Origin of the sequence: Pseudomonas sp. RG1 (assembly GCF_025910115.1) — a bacterium.
Classification (GTDB): domain Bacteria; phylum Pseudomonadota; class Gammaproteobacteria; order Pseudomonadales; family Pseudomonadaceae; genus Aquipseudomonas; species Aquipseudomonas atacamensis.
The window spans coordinates 1-22,611 of record NZ_JAPCIK010000049.1 but is presented as its reverse complement, the minus strand read 5'-3'; the positions used below and the strand labels follow the sequence as shown (position 1 = coordinate 22,611).

Annotated in this window: 20 protein-coding genes; 7 read left to right on the top strand and 13 right to left on the bottom strand. The window is 61.6% G+C overall.

The features are described from left to right. Nucleotides 1-10: 10 nt before the first annotated feature. The 3 genes from holA to leuS form a co-directional block, all read right to left on the bottom strand. Entirely contained in the window at nt 11-1,048 is a 1,038-nt protein-coding gene (gene holA, locus OK411_RS24550; RefSeq protein WP_264365813.1) for a DNA polymerase III subunit delta, read from the bottom strand. A gap of 39 nt (nt 1,049-1,087) precedes the next feature. Beyond that, nucleotides 1,088-1,693: an LPS assembly lipoprotein LptE gene (gene lptE / locus OK411_RS24545; protein WP_016773037.1), complete on the bottom strand. Its 606-nt coding sequence runs from the start codon at nt 1,691-1,693 to the stop codon at nt 1,088-1,090. A gap of 88 nt (nt 1,694-1,781) precedes the next feature. Continuing rightward, complete coding sequence (leuS, locus tag OK411_RS24540) at nt 1,782-4,388, bottom strand: leucine--tRNA ligase (RefSeq protein ID WP_264365812.1); 2,607 nt, start codon at nt 4,386-4,388, stop codon at nt 1,782-1,784. A gap of 255 nt (nt 4,389-4,643) precedes the next feature. Here leuS and OK411_RS24535 point away from each other — a divergent pair, with 255 nt between their 5' ends. Both OK411_RS24535 and OK411_RS24530 read left to right on the top strand, forming a co-directional pair. Beyond that, entirely contained in the window at nt 4,644-4,967 is a 324-nt protein-coding gene (locus tag OK411_RS24535) for a hypothetical protein (RefSeq protein ID WP_024014441.1), read from the top strand. A 104-nt stretch (nt 4,968-5,071) separates the two neighbouring features. After that, the gene (locus OK411_RS24530; protein WP_136494076.1) at nt 5,072-5,833 is read left to right on the top strand and encodes a YdcF family protein; all 762 of its coding nucleotides are present in this window, start codon (nt 5,072-5,074) and stop codon (nt 5,831-5,833) included. A gap of 116 nt (nt 5,834-5,949) precedes the next feature. Here the strand turns inward: OK411_RS24530 and lnt are convergent, their stop codons facing one another. From lnt to miaB, 5 genes are all read right to left on the bottom strand, one after another. After that, nucleotides 5,950-7,473, bottom strand: a complete 1,524-nt coding sequence (gene lnt / locus OK411_RS24525) for an apolipoprotein N-acyltransferase (protein ID WP_136494075.1) — start codon at nt 7,471-7,473, stop codon at nt 5,950-5,952. A 17-nt stretch (nt 7,474-7,490) separates the two neighbouring features. Continuing rightward, complete coding sequence (locus OK411_RS24520) at nt 7,491-8,330, bottom strand: HlyC/CorC family transporter (RefSeq protein WP_016773041.1); 840 nt, start codon at nt 8,328-8,330, stop codon at nt 7,491-7,493. A gap of 5 nt (nt 8,331-8,335) precedes the next feature. Next, complete coding sequence (ybeY, locus tag OK411_RS24515; protein WP_016773042.1) at nt 8,336-8,830, bottom strand: rRNA maturation RNase YbeY; 495 nt, start codon at nt 8,828-8,830, stop codon at nt 8,336-8,338. Further along, nucleotides 8,823-9,815 (bottom strand): PhoH family protein, encoded by a 993-nt coding sequence (locus tag OK411_RS24510; protein WP_016773043.1) that lies wholly within the window; start codon nt 9,813-9,815, stop codon nt 8,823-8,825. Before OK411_RS24510 ends, ybeY begins: the two co-directional genes overlap by 8 nt. Nucleotides 9,816-10,029: 214 nt before the next feature. Further along, a complete protein-coding gene (miaB, locus tag OK411_RS24505; RefSeq protein ID WP_016773044.1) occupies nt 10,030-11,358 on the bottom strand; it encodes a tRNA (N6-isopentenyl adenosine(37)-C2)-methylthiotransferase MiaB in 1,329 nt (442 codons plus the stop codon). Nucleotides 11,359-11,490: 132 nt separating this feature from the next. Between miaB and OK411_RS24500 the strand changes: the two genes are divergently transcribed. Beyond that, a complete protein-coding gene (locus OK411_RS24500; protein ID WP_016773045.1) occupies nt 11,491-11,820 on the top strand; it encodes a DUF1820 family protein in 330 nt (109 codons plus the stop codon). A gap of 190 nt (nt 11,821-12,010) precedes the next feature. Here OK411_RS24500 and OK411_RS24495 read toward each other — a convergent pair whose 3' ends face one another. From OK411_RS24495 to OK411_RS24480, 4 genes are all read right to left on the bottom strand, one after another. After that, nucleotides 12,011-12,565, bottom strand: coding sequence for a tetratricopeptide repeat protein (locus OK411_RS24495; RefSeq protein WP_016773046.1), 555 nt, complete (start codon nt 12,563-12,565; stop codon nt 12,011-12,013). A 224-nt stretch (nt 12,566-12,789) separates the two neighbouring features. Continuing rightward, the gene (hemL, locus tag OK411_RS24490) at nt 12,790-14,073 is read right to left on the bottom strand and encodes a glutamate-1-semialdehyde 2,1-aminomutase (protein WP_016773047.1); all 1,284 of its coding nucleotides are present in this window, start codon (nt 14,071-14,073) and stop codon (nt 12,790-12,792) included. A 15-nt stretch (nt 14,074-14,088) separates the two neighbouring features. Then, on the bottom strand, nt 14,089-14,712 hold the full coding sequence (gene thiE, locus OK411_RS24485; RefSeq protein ID WP_024014437.1) for a thiamine phosphate synthase: 624 nt from the start codon (nt 14,710-14,712) through the stop codon (nt 14,089-14,091). An 18-nt stretch (nt 14,713-14,730) separates the two neighbouring features. Further along, entirely contained in the window at nt 14,731-15,528 is a 798-nt protein-coding gene (locus OK411_RS24480) for a hydroxymethylpyrimidine/phosphomethylpyrimidine kinase (protein WP_007909650.1), read from the bottom strand. A gap of 301 nt (nt 15,529-15,829) precedes the next feature. On the opposite strand from OK411_RS24480, the gene OK411_RS24475 reads away from it, so the two are divergent. From OK411_RS24475 to OK411_RS24460, 4 genes are all read left to right on the top strand, one after another. Next, the gene (locus OK411_RS24475; protein WP_217878872.1) at nt 15,830-18,181 is read left to right on the top strand and encodes a hybrid sensor histidine kinase/response regulator; all 2,352 of its coding nucleotides are present in this window, start codon (nt 15,830-15,832) and stop codon (nt 18,179-18,181) included. 95 nt (nt 18,182-18,276) lie between these two features. After that, nucleotides 18,277-19,926, top strand: coding sequence for an acyl-CoA dehydrogenase family protein (locus tag OK411_RS24470; protein ID WP_264365811.1), 1,650 nt, complete (start codon nt 18,277-18,279; stop codon nt 19,924-19,926). Between the two features lie 183 nt (nt 19,927-20,109). Further along, nucleotides 20,110-21,609 carry an AMP nucleosidase gene (amn, locus tag OK411_RS24465; protein WP_016773051.1) on the top strand — a complete coding sequence of 500 codons (1,500 nt, stop codon included), beginning with the start codon at nt 20,110-20,112 and terminating at the stop codon, nt 21,607-21,609. A 72-nt stretch (nt 21,610-21,681) separates the two neighbouring features. Next, a complete protein-coding gene (locus tag OK411_RS24460; protein ID WP_071173683.1) occupies nt 21,682-22,317 on the top strand; it encodes a pseudouridine synthase in 636 nt (211 codons plus the stop codon). On the opposite strand, the gene OK411_RS24455 is transcribed toward OK411_RS24460, so the two are convergent. Next, nucleotides 22,312-22,521, bottom strand: coding sequence for a DUF2788 domain-containing protein (locus OK411_RS24455; protein ID WP_016773053.1), 210 nt, complete (start codon nt 22,519-22,521; stop codon nt 22,312-22,314). The genes OK411_RS24460 and OK411_RS24455 overlap by 6 nt on opposite strands. Between the last annotated feature and the right edge of the window lie 90 nt (nt 22,522-22,611).

Here is a 22,611-nt window from a genome sequence, read left to right as displayed (position 1 = left end):
GGGAAACAGGTTATTCGGCAGGAAGTGTCAGGCGCTGGCCAGCCATCAATAACGCCAGACGACTCAAGCTCATCCACGGCGAACCCGCCGCCTGGCCCTTGATCTGCGCATCGATACGCTGCGCTTCGAGCAGCAATTGCGCCCAGCGTTGCGCCGAGTAGCGTTGCAAAGCCTTGCTCATCAGCGGCTTGCGCTTGTCCCAGACTGGCGGTTTCGACTGGCTGAAACACTTGTCCAGTGGCGTGCCCTGGCTGTATTGCAGGGAAATGTTGGCCAGCAGGCGCAACTCCCGCGCCAGTGCCCAGAGGATCACTGGCGGCTCGACGCCTTCACCGCGCAAACCCTCAAGCATGCGCAAGGCGTGGGCCGGTTCGCCGTTGAGCACCGCGTCGGTCAGGCCGAACACGTCAAACCGGGCACTGTCGGCCACGGCGGCCTGCACGGTTTCAACGGTGATCTGCCCACCTTCGGCCATCAGTTTGAGCTTTTCGATTTCCTGGGCGGCGGCGAGCAGGTTGCCTTCGACACGCGCGGCAATCAATTCGACCGCGTCCTGGCTGGCCGACAGGCCTGCCTGGGACAGGCGCTGACGAATCCAGCTCGGCAGCTGATTGGCATCCACCGGCCAGATCTGCACGAACTGGGTCTGTTGGCCTTCGACCAGCGCCTTGCCCCACTTGGTTTTCTGCGCGCTGCCATCGAGCTTCGGCAAGCTGATCAGCAGGACAGTGTCTTCAGCGGGGCGCGAGCAGTATTCGATCAGCGCAGCGGCGCCTTTGTCGCCAGGTTTACCGGACGGCAGGCGCAGTTCCAGCAGGCGTTTTTCGGCGAACAGCGACATGCTTGCGCCGGCCTGCAACAACGTACCCCAATCGAAATTGGCGTCGGCGGCGAACACTTGGCGTTCGTCGAAACCTTGCTGACGGGCAGCGGTGCGGATGGCGTCAGCGGCTTCCTGACACAGCAGCGGATCATCGCCGCTGATGATGTAGACCGGCGCGAGTGCGCCTTGCAGTTGTTTGCCGAGTTGCGCGGGTGCGAGCTTCATAAAGAAGGGCGAGCGGGGCGCCTGAGCGCCCCGACCGTCTTACTGCTGCGGGATTTCGAGCGGCGACTGACGCGGAGTTTCCGCCTCAGCCTTCTGCGCCGCTTCCAGCGCATCGGCTTCAGCCTTGGCGCGGTCGTTGGCGGTTTGCTGCAGTTGCTGCAACTGGCCCGGGGTCAGCTGCGACAGGCGCAGCATCATGCGTTGCACCAGCTCGCGACGGATTTCATGACGGGCGTCGTTGGCTTCCTGATCGGAGCCGACGAGGTTGTTGCCGTCGTGAATGAACACCTTCTGCACTTCGAGCTTGTCGCTAAGTAGGGACAGGTCTTTGTCGCCGCGGATGTCATAGCTCAGCACAGTGTTGACCTGATACTCGCCTGTGCGCCCGGCACCGGCATAGCTGAGAATGCGCTGGCTTTCCTGTTCGTCAGCCAGATACAGCTTGTACGGCGCGCCTGTGTAGACCTTGACGCCGCTGGACTCCAGCGTCTGACGCAGCTGTCTTACGGTTTCGCCATAAGCGTTACGCGCGCTCAGGTCGATTTCCTTGATCGACAGTTCGTTGGTGCCGGTACCACGCAACTGGAAACCGCAGGCGCTCAGCAGAACGGCGAGGCCCATCACCAGCAGATTGCGTTTGATCATTGTGTTGCTCCCCTTGAAACCAGGTGAGCCGACTCTGCGGCCCGAAAGGTTTTACTGGCTGCCAGGCGAGCCTGGCAGCCGATCCAATTTAGCTGGCGACGATGTTGACCAGTTTGCCCGGCACCACGATCACTTTGCGAATGGTCAGGCCGTCGACGAAACGCAGCACGTTTTCGTTGATGCGTGCAGCGGCTTCGATCTCTTCGCGGGTGGCGCTGGCCGGCATTTCGAGCTGCCCGCGCAGCTTGCCGTTGACCTGAATGACCAGGGTCAGGTTGTCCTGCACCAAGGCACTTTCGTCCACGGCCGGCCAGCCTGCATCGATCACCGCATCGGCGTGACCCAACTGCTTCCACAGTTCGTGGCTGATGTGCGGGGTGATCGGTGCCAGCAGCAGGGTCACCGCTTCCAGACCTTCGTGCAGCAGCGCGCGGTCCTGTTCGGTGCCTTGGGCGGCTTTTTCCAGCACGTTCATCAGCGTCATCACCTGAGCGATGGCGGTGTTGAATTTTTGGTTCTGGCCGACGTCATGGCTGGCCTGCTTGATCGCCAGGTGAATCGCACGACGCACGGTTTTCTGTTCGTCGTTCAGCGCGGCGATATCCAGCTTGCCCGGCAAGCCCTGGGTCACGTGGGCTTGCGCCAGACGCCAGACGCGCTTGAGGAAACGGTGCGAACCTTCAACGCCGGAATCGGACCATTCCGCGCTCATGTCAGGCGGCGAGGCGAACATCATGAACAGGCGGCAGGTGTCGGCGCCGAACTGGTCGATCATAGACTGCGGGTCGACGCCGTTGTTCTTCGACTTGGCCATCTTCTCGGTACCGCCGATTTCCACCGGCAGGCCGTCGGACTTCAGCTTGGCGCTGATGACCTTGGCTTTGCTGTCACGCTCAAGTTCCACGTCTGCCGGGTTGAACCAGGTGTAGGCACCGTTGGCTTCGCGACGATAGTAGGTCTCGGCGATCACCATGCCCTGGGTCAGCAGGTTCTTGAACGGCTCGTTGGAGCTGACCAGACCTTCGTCGCGCATCAACTTGTGGAAGAAGCGCGCGTAGAGCAGGTGCAGAATGGCGTGTTCGATACCACCGATGTACTGATCCACCGGCAGCCAGTGATCGGCTGCGGATTTTTCCACCAGGCCACCTTCAAAGTGCGGCGAGGCGTAACGGGCGTAGTACCACGACGACTCGACGAAGGTGTCCATGGTGTCGGTTTCACGCTTGGCCGGCGCGCCGCATTTCGGGCAGCTGCATTCGTAGAACTCGGGCATGCGCGCCAGCGGCGAACCGGCGCCGTCCGGCACCACGTCTTCCGGCAGAACGACAGGCAGTTGATCTTCCGGCACCGGCACGTCGCCGCACGTGGCGCAATGGATGATCGGGATCGGGCAGCCCCAGTAGCGCTGGCGGCTGATGCCCCAGTCGCGCAGGCGGAACTGGGTGCGCGAGGCGCCCAGCTCTTTCTTTATCAGCGCCACTTCCATGGCGTCGAACGCGCCGGCGAAGTCGAGGCCGTCGAACTCACCGGAGTTGATCAGCGTGCCGTGCTCGCCATAGGCGTCCTGCCATGGCGCCGGGTTGGTATCACCGGAGCTGGTGCGCACCACCGATTTCACCGGCAGGTTGTACTTGTGAGCGAATTCGAAATCGCGCTCGTCGTGCGCCGGCACCGCCATGACTGCGCCGTCGCCGTAGTGCATCAGCACGTAGTTGGCGACCCACACCGGCAGCTTTTCGCCGGTCAGCGGGTGCTCGACGAACAGGCCGGTCGGCAGGCCTTTCTTTTCCTGGGTGGCGACATCGGCTTCAGCGACGCTGCCGCCCTTGCATTCAGCGATGAACGCTTGCAGCTCGGGATTGTTCTGCGCGGCCAGGGTGGCCAGCGGGTGCTCGGCAGCGACGGCGACGTAGGTCGCGCCCATCAGGGTGTCCGGACGGGTGGTGAAGACTTTCAGGGTGCCGGCTTCGCCGATCGAATCGACGTTGTACGGGAACTGCACTTCCATGCCACGGGACTTGCCGATCCAGTTGCGCTGCATGGTCTTGACCTGTTCCGGCCAACCAGTCAGTTCGTCGAGGCTTTCCAGCAGCTCGTCGGCGTAAGCGGTGATCTTGAAGTAGTACATCGGGATTTCGCGCTTTTCGATCAGCGCGCCGGAGCGCCACCCACGGCCGTCGATGACTTGCTCGTTGGCCAGTACGGTCTGGTCGACCGGGTCCCAGTTCACGGTGCCGTTTTTACGGTAGATCACGCCTTTTTCGAACAGGCGGGTGAACAGCCATTGTTCCCAGCGGTAGTAGTCCGGCTTGCAGGTGGTCACTTCACGGGACCAGTCCACCGCGAGGCCGAGGCTGCGCAACTGCGACTTCATGTAGGCGATGTTCTCGTAGGTCCACTTGGCGGGCGCTACGTTGTTTTTCATTGCGGCGTTTTCCGCCGGCATGCCGAACGCATCCCAACCCATGGGCTGCAGAACATTCTTGCCCTGCATGCGCTGGTAGCGCGAAATCACGTCGCCAATGGTGTAGTTGCGCACGTGGCCCATGTGCAGCTTGCCGCTGGGGTAAGGGAACATCGACAGGCAGTAGTAGGTTTCCTTGCCTGGCTGTTCACTGACTTCAAAGGACTTTTGCTCATCCCAGAACGACTGGGCGGCGGCTTCGATCTCACGTGGCTGATATTGTTCGTGCATGGCTACTTTTGTACTGGATAGGGGTGGCCTAATCCTCTTCGACGGCGGCATCCGGGATGGCCCGGGTGCGCTGGAAGTGGAATGACAGGAAGCGCCGTAGCATACATGACCGCGCTTGGCCGAGGGAAACCCTGATTACAGCTGTTTGCCCGACCTTTTGGGCGACGAGGGCCGTTGGTCGCGGCGTGTAGCCGGTTCGTGCAGCGAAGCTAAGCTCTAATTGGGGAGTGAGTCTTATCTTCAATGAGGTGAGGGATGGTGGAGCAACGGAAAAAGAACGTAACGAAACCCGAGTTGTATGAAAGGTTGATCGATCGTCTGGGCATGGCGCTGGACGCCGTGAAAACCGCTGACCGGCTGCGCGACGAGCGCCCCCTGGAACTGGAATTGCGTGGCTTGAGTCCCGCCGAGTTCAAACTGGTCAAGGCCTATCTGGATCGTAGTGAACGTGAAACGCAGGGATGCCTGTCTCAAGCAGTGAAGCAGCTCGATGCAGCACATTCGGCCAAGGTCATCTGGCTCAAGGACAAGGCGCCGCGCAGAGACACCGGCAAGGTGCGTTCTGTGCAGGCCAAGTAAGCGCATGGCAGGTCATGAAACGGATCTTTTGCAACCGGATCCGGCCTACTGGTTGTAACGCGTAATCAACACTCTTAGGCTTCGGGCATCTTTGGAGATGCCCGATGCCCCTTCGCTATTTCATCAAACAACTTTTACTGCCGCCCGGCATTCTTTTGCTGCTGTTGCTGGCCGCCTGGTGGCTGCGCCGCTCGCGGCCGCGTCTGGCGGGTGTGTGTTTTGCCCTCGGCTTTGGCGGCCTGTGGCTGATGAGCCTGCCGGTGGTCGTGCAGTGGAGCGCCAAGGCGCTGGAACGAGAGCCGCCGCTGGCGCGGCAGGAATGGGCGACGCTGGCGCAACGCGCCGATGCGATTGTGGTGCTGGGCTCGGGGCGTGAGCGCGGTGATCTGGCCTGGGGCGAAGACCAGCCGACCGGCGTCGGCCTTGAGCGTCAGCGTTACGCCGCACGCCTGGCCAAGGCCTCGGGCCTGCCGATTCTGACCAGCGGCGGCCTGCATTACGGCACGCCCCCGACCGAGGCGAAGTTGATGGCGGATTCGTTGCGTGATGACTTCGACGTGAGCGTGCGCTGGCAGGAAGGCGAGAGCCGCACCACATGGGAGAACGCGAAGATGACGGCAGATATTCTCTTGCCCCAGGGGCTCAAGCGGGTTGTCGTGGTGACGCAGGCGTGGCACATGCCGCGTGCGGTGTGGAGCTTTGAGCAGGCGGGTTTTGAGGTGGTGCCGGCACCGGTGGGTTTCCTCGGTACCGATAACGCACGGCCATTTGGCGGCTGGCTGCCGGAGTTCAAGTCGATCTGGCAGAGCGGGCAGTTGCTCAATGAAGCGGTGGGGCAGGTGGGGTATTCGTTGTTTTACCGCTGAAGATCATTGTGGCGAGGGGATTTATCCCCGATGGCGCGCGTAGCGGCCCCTCTCTTACCTTCAGAAGAGGGGACTGCTGCGCACTCCAGAGGGGATAAATCCCCTCGCCACATTTCTCAGAGGGTCTTCGACATGCGGCTGGCCATCAGCGCCCAGCCAAACAGCAGCAGGCACAACACGATCAGCGGCCACGAACGCCATTGCAGATATGGCGTCAGGTCGTGCATCGGCACCACTTCGCCATACAACACGCCTTGTTCGAACTGCGGAATCTGTTCGGTGATCTGCCCGAACGGATTGATCAGGCCGGTAACGCCGTTGTTGGTCGCGCGGATCATCCAGCGTCCGGCTTCCAGCGCGCGCATCTGCGCCATCTGCAAATGCTGCAGCGGGCCGATGGACGTGCCGAACCAGGTGTCGTTGCTGATCGTCAGCAACAGATCACTGCGTGCCGACAGGCCAGCGGCGAATTCCGGATAGACCACTTCGTAGCAGATAAACGGTGCGATCTGGTAACCCTTGGCTTGCAAGAGCGCTTGATCCGACGGGCCGCGCGCGAAGTCCGACATTGGCAGGTCGAAGAACGCGATCAAGCCGCGCAACACGTCCTGCAACGGCACGTACTCGCCGAACGGCACCAGTTTCTGCTTCAGGTAAGTACCGTCGCCTTCGCCGACCACGGTGATGCCGTTGAAGAAGCGCCGCTCGTGATGCACGGTCTGGCGAATCGGCACACCGGTGATCAACGCCGATTTACGCTCGGCGGCGAAGTTGCCCATCATCGTCAGGTAGCCCTCGGCGGACTCCTTCAATACCGGCACGGCGGTTTCCGGCCAGATCAGAAGATCGACCGGTTTGGAACGGAAACTCAGATCACGGTACAGCGCCAGTTGCGCGTTGAGCTCGGCCGGGTCCCATTTCATGCTTTGCGCGACGTTGCCCTGAATTGCAGCCACGGTCAGCGGTGCGCCCGACGGGCTGGTCCACGCATGGCCCTTGAGCGCGATACCCGCCACCCAAGGCCCCGCCAGCAGTACCACGCCGGCCGCGATAAAACCTTTGCGGCGCGCCTGCAACAAACGCGGAGCGTTGTAGATCAGCGCTGCTGTAAGTGCCAGAACAAACGAGACCAGCCACATCCCGCCCACCGGCGCGAGCCCGGCCAGCGGGCCGTCGAGCTGGCTGTAACCGGAATAAAGCCATGGGAAACCGGTGAGGAACCAGCCGCGAAAAGCTTCCTGGCCGACCCACAACGCCGCAAACGCCAAGGCATCCGCCAGCGGTGCTTCGTTACGCCGCAACCAGCGTGCCCACAGCCACGCGGGCAGGGCGAAGAACCAGGCAATCGCCGCGGTGAACAGCAGCATCAGGAACCCGGCGAGCAACACCGAAGCGCCACCGAAATGATGAATGCTGTAATAGATCCAACTGGTGCCGGCACCGAACAGACCGAAGCCGAAGCACCAGCCACGGCCGAGCGCCTGACGCGGGCTCAGCTGACGCAAACCGGCGTAGAACAAACCGACCGCGAGCAAAGCCAGCGGCCAGATGTTGAAAGGTGCCAGAGCGAAGGTGGTAATTGCACCGGCCGCCACGGCCAGCAGGTTACCGGGCCAGCCGGGGCGGGTTGTCCAGCGCATTTCAGTCCTTAGATTTCTTACCGGGCGATTGGGGTCAGTCGCAGCAAATGAATCCGACGGCTGTCGGCGTTCAGGATACGGAAGCGATAGGCGCCGATTTCAGTGATTTCGTTGCGTTTTGGCAAGTGGCCGAACGCGCTCATCACCAGACCGCCAACGGTATCGAACTCGTCGTCGGAGAATTCGCTGTCAAAGAACTCGTTGAAGTTCTCGATCGGCGTCAACGCCTTGATCAGGAAGTCACCGCTGGGCAGCGGCTTGATGTAGCTGTCTTCTTCGACGTCGTGCTCGTCCTCGATGTCGCCGACGATCTGCTCGAGCACGTCTTCGATGGTCACCAGGCCGGCGACACCGCCGTATTCGTCGATGACGATGGCCATGTGGTTGTGGTTGGCGCGGAATTCACGCAGCAACACGTTCAGGCGCTTGGACTCCGGCACGAAGGTGGCCGGGCGCAGCAGGTCCTTGATGTTGAAGCTGTCGCCGTTCTCCTTGAGGATCAGCGGCAGCAGATCCTTGGCCAGCAGCACGCCCATCACGTCGTCATGGCTTTCGCCGATGACCGGATAGCGCGAGTGGGCCGAGTCGACCACGGCAGGGAGGAATTCGCGGGGTGTCTGGGTCGCCTTGATGCTGACCATCTGCGAGCGCGGCACCATGATGTCGCGCACTTGCAGGTCAGCCACCTGGATGGCGCCTTCGACGATGGCCAGCGCTTCGCTGTCCAGCAGTTTGTTCTGATGTGCATCACGCAGCAGCTCGAGGAGCTCCTGACGGTTCTTCGGCTCGTGGGCAAAAGCCTGGGTCAGTTTACCCAGCCATGACTTCTGCCCGTTGCTCGATCGATCTTCGCTCATAGCGATTACTCTGAATCCTTTGTTGTAACGATGGGGGAGTGTTCGGTTTCGTCATCCGCGTACGGATCGGGATAGCCCAGTTCAGCAAGCAACTCGCGTTCCAGTGCTTCCATTTCTTCGGCTTCGTCGTCATCTATATGGTCGTAACCGAGCAGATGCAAGCAGCCGTGAATGACCAGATGTGCCCAGTGGGCCTTTAGTTCCTTGCCCTGCTCGGCGGCTTCGCGTTCGACCACGGCCACGCAGATCACCAGATCGCCGAGCAGCGGAATATCGAGAAACTCGTCAGGCACTTCCGCCGGGAACGACAACACATTGGTCGCGTAGTCCTTGTGGCGCCAGGTGTGATTGAGCTCGCGGCCTTCTTCCTCGTCGACCAGACGAATGGTCATTTCCGAATCAGCGCTGCGCTGGCGCAGGGCCAGTTCGCACCACTGGCGGAACTCGGCTTCACTCGGCGCGCTGGCCTCGGTGGCGATTTGCAGATCCAGCTCAAGCATCGCGCGAGGCTTCCTTCGCAGCTTCGGCACGGGTCTCGAAGCGCTCGTAGGCCTCGACGATCCGCTGCACCAACGGGTGGCGCACGACGTCTTTGGGCTGGAAATGGGTGAAGCTGATGCCCGGCACGTCTTTGAGCACTTCGATCACATGGTGCAGGCCGGACTTGGTGCCGCGCGGCAGGTCGACCTGGGTGATGTCGCCGGTGATCACGGCGGTGGAGCCGAAGCCGATCCGCGTGAGGAACATCTTCATCTGCTCGACGGTGGTGTTCTGGCTCTCGTCGAGAATGATGAAGCTGTTGTTCAGCGTACGACCGCGCATGTAGGCCAGCGGCGCGACTTCGATCACCTGTTTCTCGATCAGCTTGGCGACGTATTCGAAACCGAGCATTTCGTACAGCGCGTCGTAGAGCGGGCGCAGGTACGGGTCGATCTTCTGCGACAGGTCGCCGGGCAGGAAGCCGAGTTTTTCCCCCGCTTCGACCGCCGGACGCACCAGCAGGATGCGGCGGATCTGCTCGCGCTCCAGCGCATCTACCGCGCAGGCCACGGCCAGATAGGTCTTGCCGGTACCGGCCGGGCCGATGCCGAAATTGATGTCGTTGCCGAGGATTTCCTTCACGTAGCGCTGCTGATTCAAGCCGCGTGGGCGAATCATGCCTTTCTTGGTGCGCAGGGCGACGGTCGCTTCGGCAGGGGCCGGGTTGTCGATATCTGCTGATTCCTGAATGAACAGGTGCACCAGGTCTGGCGACAGCTCGGTACCCTTGGTTTCCCGGTACAGGCGGCGCAGCAGGTTTTCCGCGGACGTGGTGAGTTTTGGATCGCCAATCAACTCGAACTGGTTTCCGCGATTGCGGATCTCGATGGCCAGGCGCTGTTCGATCAAGCGCAAATGCTCGTCGAATTGCCCGCACAGATTGGCGAAGCGGCGAGCCTCAAAAGGCTCGAGGAGAAAACGATGTGGTTCGATGGGTGCGTTCAAGGTCGTATTTAGCCGCCCTGGGGCAATTAGGATGAAATCAAGGATAACGCCAGTGGCGTGGGTGCGAAAGCTCTTAAATATCTCAGCCGATCAGCGCCGCTGCGCTTTACCTGTGGGAGCGAGCCTGCTCGCGAAGGCGGCGACACATTCAAAATTGATGTGTCTGACAGACCGCCTTCGCGAGCAGGCTCGCTCCCACAGGAGAAATGCGGCGTTATTGAATTAAAGAACCACGCAGTGAGTGCGGTTGCGCGGCGTCGATGTGCACGTCGGCGAACTGGCCGATCAGAGTAGGATTGTCGCAGCGAAAGTTGACGATACGGTTATTCTCGGTGCGGCCCTGCAGCTCGCCCGGGTCTTTCTTCGAGTAATCGGTCACCAGAATGCGCTGGATCGAACCGACCATTTGTCGGCTGATTTCGAAGCCCTGCTGATTCAAACGATGTTGCAGCGCGTTCAGACGTTCTTTCTTCAATTCTTCCGGGGTGTCGTCGGCCAGATCGGCAGCGGGCGTGCCCGGGCGCTGGCTGTAGACGAACGAGTAGGAGAAATCGAAGCCGACATCGGCAATCAGCTTCATGGTCTGCTCGAAGTCTTTCTCGGTCTCGCCCGGGAAGCCGACGATGAAGTCCGAACTGATGCAGATCCCCGGTACGGCGGCGCGCAATTTGCGCAGCTTGGATTTGTACTCCAGCGCCGTGTGGTTGCGCTTCATCGCCGCGAGAATTCGGTCCGAGCCCGACTGCACTGGCAAGTGCAAGTGCTTGACCAGTTCCGGCACTTCGGCGTGGGCCTGAATCAGGCTGTCGGAGAACTCCAGCGGGTGCGACGTGGTGTAGCGGATGCGGTCGATGCCATCGACAGCGGCGACCACGCGAATCAGCTCGGCCAGGTCGGCCAGGCGACCGTCGTGGGTCTGGCCGCGATAGCCGTTGACGTTCTGCCCGAGCAAGGTCACTTCACGCACGCCGTGTTCGGCCAGGTGAATGATTTCCGCGATCACGTCGTCGAACGGTCGGCTGACCTCTTCGCCACGGGTATACGGCACCACGCAGAACGTGCAGTACTTGCTGCAACCTTCCATCACTGACACATAAGCGCTCGGGCCGTCGATACGCGGCTCCGGCAGGTGGTCGAATTTTTCGATTTCCGGGAACGACACGTCGACCTGCGGCAGCTTGCTGCTGCGCGCGGCGTCGATCATTTCCGGCAGACGGTGCAGGGTCTGCGGGCCGAACACCACGTCAACGTACGGAGCGCGATCGCGGATCGCCGCCCCTTCCTGACTGGCCACGCAACCGCCGACGGCGATGACCATATCGGGGTTGGCCAGCTTCAGTTCGCGCCAGCGGCCGAGTTGCGAATACACGCGGTCTTGCGCGCGTTCGCGGATCGAGCAGGTATTGAGCAGAATCACGTCGGCGTCTTCCGCGCGAGCGGTGACTTCCAGGGCCTGATGTTCGCCCAGCAGATCGACCATGCGCGAGCTGTCGTACTCGTTCATCTGGCAACCGTGGGTTTCGATGTAAAGCTTCTTGGCCATGGATTCGGGTCGTCACGTGATTCAAAGAACCGCGCATTATAGGGAACAAGCCGTCAGGTTCCTACCGCTGTGCGTCCGGTGGCTATGCTATAGTTCGCGCCCTCATTTTTACCCCGATGTTATCCGCCCGCCATGACCAAACGCGAAGCTCCAATCTACAAGGTGATTTTCCTCAACCAGGGCCAGGTGTTCGAAATGTACGCCAAGCAGATCTATCAAAGTGATCTGTGGGGTTTCCTGGAAGTTGAAGAATTCGTCTTTGGCGAGCGTACGCAAATGGTCGTCGATCCGAGTGAAGAGAAGCTCAAGGCGCAATTCGAAGGCGTGGTGCGCAGCTTTGTACCGATGCATTCGATCGTGCGCATCGACGAAGTGGAACGTCTGGGCACGCCGAAAATCAGCGAGGCCCGGGGCGCGGTCGGCAATGTCATGCCGTTTCCGATGCCGATGCCTGAGAAGTAAGCACAGCTTTGGATTTGGAATGATGTTGTGGCGAGGGGATTTAGCGAAACGTCGCACCGCCCCGCTCGGCTGCGAAGCAGGCGCAATCCATCCAGCAATATGTGTCAGACAGAACCGGGTTGCAGGGTTCGGGGCTGCTTCGCAGCCCAACGGGGATGAATCCCCTCGCCACAGGTAATCTCCACAGCCTTTAGGGCAGTGGGGAGAATGGCGTGCGCCCGTCGGCGTTCTGCAGTTCCATCAGGTATTTGCGGAAAATCTGCCCGAGCACCTGAGTGGCGGTTTCGAGATCTTCGCGGGACATTTTTTCCGAGACTTCGTCAGCCGTGTCCAATGCCTCTTCAGCACCGTTGACCGCTGCCATCTTCAGCACGATGTAGGCCTGGATATTGTTGGCCTGCACGCCTTCACCGTGGAAGAACATGCTGCCGAGCTTGAATTGCGCCTGGGCGTGGCCTTGCAGCGAGGCCTTTTCGAAATAGCTCAGGGCTTGATTGAGGTCGCGCGGCGCGTTCTTGCCGTCGTAGTAGAACTCACCCAACTCGTACTGCGCTTGCGCGTCCCCTTCGTCCGCCGCTTTCTGGCAGGCGGCCAATGCCTGCGTGACGTCTTGCGGCTGAGTATTGAGGGTGCAACGACCCATCGCCGGGATCAACAACGAGTTGCCGCCTGCTTGTGCATGCGCGAGCAGGGGCTGAAGGAGCAACAGGCAGCCCAATGCAAGGGTGCGGCCGGTGCGGTTCATGGGAATCGACTTACCTCTGAAGGGCACGCGGACCCGTCGAGGGATCCAATAAGCGCGCATTATGAAATAAGCAGGGCCAACCTTACAAAGTCTTTACTCGTTTTTCTGCTGCGTGGGGAATATATCGCCCGATTCAGGCAGGATTTTCGCAGACGCGTCGGAAAAACCGAGCGGATGTAGGCGAAAGCTGACGCTGGCGATAGCCAACGTCAGCGGTACGGCGATTATTTCAATGCGGCGAAGGCACGCTCGGCGGCGTCCAGCGTCAGTTGCAATTCGGCTTCGCCATGGGCGATCGAGGTGAAACCGGCTTCGAAAGCGCTCGGCGCCAGGTACACGCCACCTTCCAGCATCAGGTGGAAGAAGCGACCGAACATTGCTGCGTCGCTGGCCATCACGTCGTCGAAGGTGACGATGTCGTCGGCGCCGCTGAAGTACAGACCGAACATGCCGCCGGCCTGAGTGGTCACGAACGGGATGCCCGCAGCATCGGCACGCTGTTGCAGACCGTCGAGCATGCGCGCGGTGTAGTCGGTCAGTTCGGCGTGGAAGCCCGGGCGGCTGATCAGACGCAGGGTCGTCAGGCCGGCAGCCATCGCCAGCGGATTACCCGACAACGTACCGGCCTGATACACCGGGCCCAGTGGGGCGATGCGCTGCATGATCTCGCGCTTGCCGCCGAAGCAGCCCACCGGCATGCCGCCGCCGATGATCTTGCCAAATGTGGTCAGGTCCGGCGTCACACCGTAGTGCGCCTGGGCACCGCCGAGGGCGACGCGGAAACCGGTCATCACTTCGTCGAAAATCAACACCACGCCGTGCTTGTCACACAGCGAACGCAGGCCTTCGAGAAAGCCCGGCGCTGGCGGCACGCAGTTCATGTTGCCGGCGACCGGTTCGACGATGATGCACGCCACGTCCTCGCCCACTTCGGCGAGCATCGCTTCAACCGCGTCGATGTCGTTGAACGGCAGGGTCAGGGTGTGTTTGGCGAACGCTGCCGGCACGCCGGCCGAGCTCGGTACGCCCTGGGTCAGAGCGCCGGAACCGGCCTTGACCAGCAGGCTGTCGGAGTGGCCGTGGTAGCAGCCTTCGAATTTGATGATGCTGTCGCGACCGGTGTAACCACGGGCCAATCGGATCGCGCTCATGGTCGCTTCGGTGCCGGAGCTGACCATGCGCACCATGTCCATCGACGGCACCAGCGAGCAGACCAGATCGGCCATCTCGGTTTCCATCGACGTCGGCGCGCCGTAGGACAGGCCGTGTTGCAGCTGATTGCGCACCGCGTCGAGCACGTCCGGATGGCTGTGGCCGAGGATCATCGGCCCCCACGAACCCACGTAATCGACATAACGCTTGTCATCTTCGTCGGTGACGTAAGCGCCTTCGGCGTGTTTGAAGAACAGCGGGGTGCCGCCGACGCTCTTGAACGCGCGCACCGGCGAGTTGACGCCGCCGGGGATGTGTTTCTGAGCATTGGCAAACAGGGTTTCGGAACGAGACATGATCGGGCTCTCAAATCAGATTTTCAGAAGTTCGTTGAAGGCGCGGGCGCGGCGGGTCACTTCGGCGCTGCTCTCGGCGCCGAACAAACCGTGGATCACGGCGAGCAGATCGACACCGTGCTCGACCAGCGGCGCGGCGTTATCGAGGGTGATGCCGCCAATCGCGCAGACCGGCAAGTGCAGCGTGCGTTTGGCTTCGTCGAGCAAGTCGAGGCTGCAACTCGGCGCACCGGGTTTGGTGGTGGAATTGAAGAAGCGGCCGAAGGCGACATAACTCGCACCTTCTTTGGCGGCTTGTTCGGCCAGAGCTATTTGCCCATGGCAGGTCGAACCGATGATGGCTTTCGAACCGAGCAGGGCGCGGGTCGGCGACAGCGGGCCGTCGGTCTGGCCCAAGTGCACGCCGACGTTGAGGCGTGCGGCCAGCTCGGCGTCATCGTTGATGATCAGCTGCGTCTTGTAGCGCTCGCACAGGTTGCGCAACGCCTCGGCCTCGCGCAGACGGCGGGCCTCGTCGCTGCTCTTGTCGCGGTATTGCAGCAGGGTGACGCCGCCGTCGAGCGCCGCCTCCACGTAAGACAGAAACTTGCCGGCCAGCAACTGGCTGTCGGTAATGGCATACAGGCCACGGAGTTTCATCGGGCAGACCTCACGACGTTACGAGCAGAAATCCAGCGGCAGGCGACGCGGCACGAACTGGCCTTTGCCCAGTTGTTCGGCATCGCGCAAAGTGCGCCAGGTGTAATCCAGCGCACTGCGCACGGCACTGGCCAGGTGTTCGCCCTGAGCGAGTCGCCCGGCCAAAGCGCTGGCCAGCGTGCAACCGGAGCCGTGATAGCTGCCCGGCAGGCGTTGGCAGATAAAGGTTTCGCGCAGGCCGTCGCGGCTGTACACGCGGTTGTGGATTTCAGTTTCGTCGCCATGGCCGCCGGTAATCAGCAGGTTTTTGACGAATGGCAGGAGTTTTTCCGCGCACTCGTCGGCCGTGCCTTCGGGCAGTTCGGCGAGGATGCGCGCTTCAGGAAGATTGGGCGTGGCAATGATCGACAGCGGCAGCAGACGTTCGCGCATCGCGTAGCCGACCTCGTCCTTGCCCAGGCGTCCGCCGCCGCCGGCACGCAGCACCGGGTCGCAGACCACTGGCAGGTGCGGGTGCGCCGAGAGCAGTTCGACCACGGTGTCGACCATCTCCAGCGAACCGAGCATGCCCAGTTTCACTGCGGCGACTTCGGAGTCGTTGAGCACGGCGTTGGCCTGGGCCAGTACCCACTCACGGTCGAGGACGCGGAAGTCAGTGACATTGACGGTGTCTTGCACGGTCAGGGCGGTGACGGCCGGAGCCGCATGGCAACCCTGCGCGAGCAGGGCTTCGATATCTGCCTGCAAGCCGGCGCCACCACTGGGATCGTGGCCGGAGAGACAGAGGACAACGGGGCGGGAGCTGTAGATATTCATGGTGCGCGAGCTTACCACCAAAGCTGATTTTGGGGTGTGGGTGGCAGAGCAAGATAAATGCAGGAGCTGCCGGAGGCTGCGATCTTTGACGTTCCTGACCATTCCAACAGCTCTATCTCGGTGCTTTGCCCTGGAACGCCCGTTCTAGAGCTGTTGTAGGAAAAATTTCCATGGTGCTCAATGGCCATCAACGGCTATGCTAGGCTGGATCCAAACAATCACAGGTAATACCGGTTTTACGTCTACTCAAAGGGAATGGGGGGCTTCCTGACACAACCGGACGAGCCACGCTGGGGCTTCAATGCGCTATTTGCTGATGTTGCTGTTCTGCTTGCCCCTTATGGCGAGCGCCGTCGAATTCGACGAATTCACCCAGAGCCTGCCACTGGGCCGATCGCTGCAAGTGTTCGAAGACCCGAGCGGTCAGGCGACGATTGCCGACGTCCGTGCGCAAGACGCCGCCGGCCAGTTCAAAGCCCACGACAAAGCCACGCTCAATGCCGGTTACTCGCGTTCGGCGTTCTGGCTGAAGATCGACCTGCATTACCGCCCGAGCAACCCGGCCGCCCAGCGCACCTGGCTATTGGAACTGGCGTATCCGCCACTCGATCACCTCGATCTTTACTTGCCTGATGCCACCGGTGCGTACCGACTGGTGCGCCAGACCGGCGATGCCTTGCCCTTCGCCAGTCGCGAGATCCGCCAGAACAATTACCTGTTCGACTTGCCGTTCAAACCGGATCAACAGCAGACGCTGTACCTGCGACTGGCCAGCGAAGGCTCGATCCAGGCGCCGGTGACGTTGTGGTCGAGCACCGCGTACCTCGAAGACCAACCGGTGCGCCTGTATGTGCTCGGCATCATTTATGGCGTGCTGCTGGGGATGCTGGTCTACAACCTGTTCATCTACCTGAGCGTGCGCGACACCAGTTACCTCTATTACATCTTCTATATCGGCTCGTTCGGCCTCTATCAATTGTCGGTGAATGGCGCGGCGGTCGAGTATTTCTGGCCGGACAACCCATGGTGGGCCAACGCCGCGACGCCATTCTTCATCGGTTGCGCCGGGCTGTTCGGCAGTCAGTTCGCCCGCAGTTTCCTGCAGACCAAGACCCACAGCCCCTGGCTGGATCGTTTGCTGATCGGCCTGATTGCCTTCAGTGCGCTGGTGATCAGCCTGTCGCTGATGACCAGTTACGCCCTGGCCCTGCGCCTGGCGACCACACTGGCGCTGACCTTCACCGTGGTGATCTTTGCCGCCGGGATTCTTGCCTGGTGGCGCGGCCTGCGCGTGGCGCGTTACTTCATCATCGCCTGGTCGGCGTTCCTGCTCGGCGGCATCGTCAACACGCTGATGGTGCTGGGGCTGCTGCCCAACGTGTTCCTGACCATGTACGCCAGCCAGATCGGCTCGGCGATCGAGGTGGCGCTGCTGTCGCTGGCGCTGGCCGATCGCATCAACGCCATGCGCGAACAACAGGCGCAGACCTTGTTCGACGCCGGGCAGAAACTTGAAGTGCTCAACCAGCAACTGGCCCACAGCAACAAGCTCAAGGATGAATTCCTCGCCACGCTGACCCACGAACTGCGCACGCCGATGAACGGCGTGATCGGTTCGCTGGAGCTGATGCAGACCGTCGACCTCGATCCCGAGCTTGAGCAATATCAACAGACCGCCGCCGGTTCCGCCCGCGACATGATGCGCATGGTCAATGGCATCCTCACGCTCACTGAGTTGCAGGCCGGCAAGCTCAAGGCGACGCCGGGCAGTTTCAGCCTGCGCGGCGTGATCGAAGCGTTGCGCGTGCAGTTCGAAGGCAATGCAGCGAGCAAGTCGCTGGACTTCAAGGTCGAGGTGCTGCCGACCCTGCCGGATCGCTTGCTCGGCGACAGCGCGAAACTGGCGCAGTGCCTGGAATGCCTGCTGGACAACGCCATCAAGTTCACCCGCGTCGGCGGGTTGGCGCTGCGCGTCACCGGGCGGCCGTCGGCGGATGAGCGCATGGCGCTGTCGTTTGCGGTGATCGACACCGGTATCGGTTTCACTGATCTGGGCGAGGCGACCCTGTATCAGCGTTTCTTCCAGCTCGACGGTTCGATGACTCGCGAATACGGCGGCCTGGGGGTGGGTCTGGCGATCTGCCGGCAACTGGTCGAGTTGCTCGGCGGCAAACTCACCCATCGCTCCGAGCCCGGACGCGGCAGCCGCTTCCAGCTCGATGTCGAATTCGAACTGCCGGTGGTCGAAGCGCCTGCGGATCAGCCGCCCCGCTATTGCATTCGTGCGCCGCAGGACTGCACGGTGCTGCTGGTGGATGACAACAGCGTCAACCAACTGGTGATGCGTGGCATGTTGCTCAAGCTCGGTTTCCGCGTGCGCAGCGCTGATAACGGCGCCGCGGCGCTGGACTGCCTGCAACGGGAAAGCTTCGATGCGGTGCTGATCGATTGCCAGTTGCCCAGCCACGAAGGCGCATCGCTGTGCTGCCAGATCCATGCATTACCAGGCTGCGCGCATTTGCCAGTGTTCATGCTGGCGCTGAGCGCTGACCGCGAACAATGCGCCCCGGGCGCGCCTATCGACTATCTGCACAAACCGGTGAAATTCGAGGATCTGCAGGCTGCCTTGCAGCGCCGCGTGCTCAGTTGCTGATGGGGTAAAAGCGCCGCAAAAACGGCGCCTATGACACTTTGTTCAAAAAAGCACCAGTGCTTAACTGGTGCCATTGCTGAACACGGAGCGCCGTCATGAACCTGCATCAGTTCGCCGAAACCCACGAAGTCACCAATCAGCCGCCGTCGCTGGACGGCGCCAACCTGTACCGCATCGACCTGCCGCTGCAGGAGTGGTCGCGGCGTTTTGGCGCCGGTTGGGCCGAGTCGCGCATCGATGCCTATGGCGCACTCGCGGGTGGGCCGCTGATGGAGGCGGGGTTTCTCGCCAACCAGAACAAACCGGTATTTGCCAGCCATGATCGCTACGGTCATCGCATCGATCTGGTCGAATTTCACCCCGCTTACCACGAGCTGATGCGCACCGCGATCGAACATGGCCTGACCTCGCTGCCTTGGGCACACCCGCAGGACGGCGCGCATGTCGCCCGCGCTTCGATGACCTATCTGCACAGCCAGGCCGAGGCCGGCAGTGGTTGCCCGCTGACCATGACTTTCGCCAGCGTGCCGGCCCTGCGCTTGCAGCCGGACCTGGCCGAACAGTGGCTGCCGAAAGTCCTCGCCACCGAATACGATCCACGCAACGTCGGCAAGGCGCACAAGGCCGGCGTGACCATCGGCATGGCGATGACCGAGAAGCAGGGCGGCACCGATGTCCGCGCCAACACCACCAAGGCTTACCCGGTCGGCGCCAGCGGCCCGGGTCAGGCCTATGAACTGGTCGGGCACAAGTGGTTCTGCTCGGCGCCGATGTGCGACGCCTTCCTGACATTGGCGCAAACCGACAAGGGTTTGAGTTGCTTCCTGCTGCCGCGCCATCGCCCGGACGACACGCGCAATCAGTTCTACATCCAGCGTCTGAAAAACAAACTCGGCAACCAGTCCAACGCCTCCAGCGAAGTGGAGTTTCGTGGGGCGCTGGCATGGATGATCGGCGAAGAAGGGCGCGGCGTGCCGACCATTATCGAAATGGTGGCGATGACCCGCTTCGATTGCATGGTCGGCTCCAGCTCGCTGATGCGCCAAGCGCTGACCCAGGCCAGCCATCACTGCGCGCACCGCAAGGTCGGCGGCAAATTGCTCAGCGAGCAGCCGCTGATGCAAAACGTGCTGGCCGATCTTGCGCTGGAGAGCGAAGCGGCGTTGGCGCTGAGTCTGCGCATGGGCAAGGCGCTCGATCATCTGGATGATCGCCACGAAGCGCAGTTCGCGCGGCTGGTGACGGCAGTGGGCAAATACTGGATCTGCAAGCGCGCGCCAGGAATGATCAACGAAGCCGCCGAATGCATGGGCGGTGCTGGATACGTCGAGGACAGCATCCTGCCGCGCCTGTACCGGGAAGCGCCGGTGAACTCGACGTGGGAAGGGTCGGGGAATGTGCAATGTCTGGATGTGCTGCGCGCGTTGTCGAAGGAGCCGGGTGTGTTGGATGTGCTGTTCAGCGAACTGGGCGACGGCCATGGCGACAAGCGTCTGGCCGCGCACATTCAGCAGTTGCAGGCGCAGTTCAAGGACACCAGTGACATTCAGTATCGGGCGCGGCAGTTGACCGAAGACATCGCGCTTGGGTTGCAGGCCAAACTGTTGCTGGAGGCTGGGAATTCCGTGGTCAGCGATGCCTTCATTGCCAGCCGTCTGAGCGGTGGCGGCCGCGTCTACGGCGCGTTGCCGCGTGGGCTGGACGTTGAAGCGATCGTCGCCCGCTCGACTCCACCGCTTTTCTGACCCACCTCAAATCTCCCCCTGTGGGAGCGAGCCTGCTCGCGAAAGCGGTGTGTCAGTCGACATCTTTATTGGATGATCCACCGCATTCGCGAGCAGGCTCGCTCCCACAGGGGACATCATTGGTCTGCAGATTTAAGTATCGCCACAACGCCACTGTTCCCGTGCGTCCACGATGCAGGCAAGATGAAGCTCTGCAAGTCAGAACACAGGAAGCTGATCGTGACCGAAGCGTTTATTGTCGTTCAAACCGCCGAACAAGCCGTGGATCGTCTGGCCGAGCTGCATGAGCGGGCCACCACTGCGCTGAATTCTGCCCTCAAGCGTTACCTCAAGGACCGCGTCGAGCCCGACGCCGAACAGCGTGCCCTGTTTCGTTATCCCGAATTGCGTCTGACCTACCACTGCCAGGGCGAAGTGCCGCAGACCACCCGCGCTTACGCCAAGGTGCAGTTGCCGGGCACTTACAGCGTCACCGTCACTCACCCGGCGGCGTTTCGCAAATACCTGCTCGAACAACTGACGCCGTTGATGCACGACTTCACCGTGACCGTCGAAGTCGGCGTCAGCCAGCAGAATATTCCGTATCCGTATGTGGTCGAGCAGGGCGATGAACTGGCCGGTTCCGGCGTCACTGCGGCGGTGCTGGCGCGGGTGTTCCCGAGTACCGACCTGTCCGCCGCCACCGATGGCATTGCCGACGGCCTCTACGACTGGGAAAACACCGATCCGCTGCCGCTGGCACTGTTCGATGCGGCGCGCGTGGACTTCTCGCTGCGCCGTCTGGTGCATTACACCGGCAGCGACTGGCGCCATGTGCAGCCGTGGATTCTGCTGACCAACTATCACCGCTACGTCGATCAGTTCATCGTTCATGGTCTGGAGCAGTTGCGCCGCGACCCGCGGTTCGTGCGCATGGTCCTGCCGGGCAACGTGATCATCGAGAAGAGCATGGACCACGGCGAAGCCTCGGCGATTGCCGCCGGTGTGGTCTGGCACCGTTACCAGATGCCGGCCTATCACCTGATCGCCAGCGATGGCCACGGCGTGACGCTGGTCAACATCGGTGTCGGCCCGTCCAACGCCAAGAACATCACCGATCACCTGGCCGTGCTGCGCCCGCATTGCTGGCTGATGATCGGCCACTGCGGCGGCCTGCGTCAGTCGCAGACCATCGGCGACTACGTGCTGGCTCACGCCTACATGCGCCGCGACGGCATTCTTGATCGTGTGGTGCCGCCGAATATTCCCATCCCGGCACTGGCCGAAGTGCAGCTTGCGCTTCAACAGGCAGCGGCGAATGTCACCGGAGAGAAAGGCGACGACTTGAAGAAACGCCTGCGCACCGGCACGGTTCTGACCTACGACGACCGTAACTGGGAACTGCGCTGGGCTCAGGAGCGGCCGCTGATCAACCTGTCCCGCGCGGTTGCGGTGGACATGGAAAGCGGCACGATTGCAGCGCAAGGTTATCGCCTGCGTGTGCCTTACGGCACGTTGCTCTGCGTTTCGGACAAGCCGTTGCACAGCGAAATCAAACTGCCGGGCTCGGCCAACGCCTTCTATGAGCGTGCGGTCAGCCAGCATTTGAAAATCGGCATCGAAGCGGTGGATCTGCTGCGTACCGAACTCAACTCGCTGCACTCGCGCAAACTGCGCAGCTTCGACGAGCCGCCGTTCCGTTAACGGTTAGTCGTGGTCATTTGGCGGTCGGGGCACTAGCATTGTCAGCCCTGATCGCTAAATGTTCTGTCTCTTATGTCCCGTCCCCCGCGTCCACCTTCCCGCCGTCCCGGCGTGAAGCCTCAGTCTTCTGCCCCGCGCCGTGTTGCCAAGGCACCACCGGCCGAGCCGAAACTGATCCTGTTCAACAAACCCTTCGATGTGCTGACGCAATTCAGCGACGGTGAAGGGCGGGCGACGCTCAAGGATTACATCGATGTGCCGGGGATTTATCCGGCCGGACGTCTGGATCGTGACAGCGAAGGTTTGTTGCTGCTGACCAACGACGGCCAGTTGCAGGCGCGCATCGCCGATCCGAAACACAAACTGGCGAAGACTTATTGGGTGCAGGTGGAGGGCGAGCCGACGGCCGAGCAGTTGCAGCGCCTGCGCGATGGCGTCGAGTTGAATGACGGCATGACCCTGCCCGCCGAAGCGCGGCAACTGGCTGAGCCGCAGTTATGGCCGCGCAATCCGCCGGTACGCTTTCGCGCGACCATACCGACCTCGTGGCTGGAATTGGTGATTCGCGAAGGGCGCAACCGTCAGGTGCGGCGCATGACGGCAGCGGTCGGATTGCCGACGTTGCGGCTGGTGCGGGTCAGGATTGGCGACTGGACGATTGAAGGGCTGGATCAGGGCCAGTGGCGGGAAGTGCCGGCGCGCTTATAAGGCGCCGGATTCGATCAGGCCGATCACCACACTCTTGATGATGAACGCGGCCACGCCCAGGCCCAGCACGAAAAACAGAATGAACGAGCCGAACCGCCCGGCCTTGGACTTCTTCGCCAGATCCCAGACGATGAAACCCATGAAAATGATCAGGATGCTGACCAGACCGGTCATCATCCACTCTTCGAACAGTGCTGGATCCATTGGCGATCTCCGGCGCGGACAGGGCTGAAAGGGCGGCGGCGAGTATACGCCATGGTCGGATGGCGGGGCATTGATCTGCGTCGCCTGTGC

Bases quoted from the DNA above. Each gene is read 5' to 3' on its own strand.
- thiE (WP_024014437.1), bottom strand. From the start codon at position 14,712: ATGAAACTCCGTGGCCTGTATGCCATTACCGACAGCCAGTTGCTGGCC.
- miaB (WP_016773044.1), bottom strand. From the start codon at position 11,358: ATGGCCAAGAAGCTTTACATCGAAACCCACGGTTGCCAGATGAACGAG.
- OK411_RS24460 (WP_071173683.1), top strand. From the start codon at position 21,682: ATGTCCCGTCCCCCGCGTCCACCTTCCCGCCGTCCCGGCGTGAAGCCT.
- hemL (WP_016773047.1), bottom strand. From the start codon at position 14,073: ATGTCTCGTTCCGAAACCCTGTTTGCCAATGCTCAGAAACACATCCCC.
- OK411_RS24480 (WP_007909650.1), bottom strand. From the start codon at position 15,528: ATGAATATCTACAGCTCCCGCCCCGTTGTCCTCTGTCTCTCCGGCCAC.
- OK411_RS24455 (WP_016773053.1), bottom strand. From the start codon at position 22,521: ATGGATCCAGCACTGTTCGAAGAGTGGATGATGACCGGTCTGGTCAGC.
- OK411_RS24475 (WP_217878872.1), top strand. From the start codon at position 15,830: ATGCGCTATTTGCTGATGTTGCTGTTCTGCTTGCCCCTTATGGCGAGC.
- amn (WP_016773051.1), top strand. From the start codon at position 20,110: ATGAAGCTCTGCAAGTCAGAACACAGGAAGCTGATCGTGACCGAAGCG.
- OK411_RS24520 (WP_016773041.1), bottom strand. From the start codon at position 8,330: ATGAGCGAAGATCGATCGAGCAACGGGCAGAAGTCATGGCTGGGTAAA.
- lptE (WP_016773037.1), bottom strand. From the start codon at position 1,693: ATGATCAAACGCAATCTGCTGGTGATGGGCCTCGCCGTTCTGCTGAGC.
- leuS (WP_264365812.1), bottom strand. From the start codon at position 4,388: ATGCACGAACAATATCAGCCACGTGAGATCGAAGCCGCCGCCCAGTCG.
- OK411_RS24530 (WP_136494076.1), top strand. From the start codon at position 5,072: ATGCCCCTTCGCTATTTCATCAAACAACTTTTACTGCCGCCCGGCATT.
- holA (WP_264365813.1), bottom strand. From the start codon at position 1,048: ATGAAGCTCGCACCCGCGCAACTCGGCAAACAACTGCAAGGCGCACTC.
- lnt (WP_136494075.1), bottom strand. From the start codon at position 7,473: ATGCGCTGGACAACCCGCCCCGGCTGGCCCGGTAACCTGCTGGCCGTG.
- OK411_RS24500 (WP_016773045.1), top strand. From the start codon at position 11,491: ATGACCAAACGCGAAGCTCCAATCTACAAGGTGATTTTCCTCAACCAG.
- OK411_RS24495 (WP_016773046.1), bottom strand. From the start codon at position 12,565: ATGAACCGCACCGGCCGCACCCTTGCATTGGGCTGCCTGTTGCTCCTT.
- ybeY (WP_016773042.1), bottom strand. From the start codon at position 8,830: ATGCTTGAGCTGGATCTGCAAATCGCCACCGAGGCCAGCGCGCCGAGT.
- OK411_RS24535 (WP_024014441.1), top strand. From the start codon at position 4,644: ATGGTGGAGCAACGGAAAAAGAACGTAACGAAACCCGAGTTGTATGAA.
- OK411_RS24470 (WP_264365811.1), top strand. From the start codon at position 18,277: ATGAACCTGCATCAGTTCGCCGAAACCCACGAAGTCACCAATCAGCCG.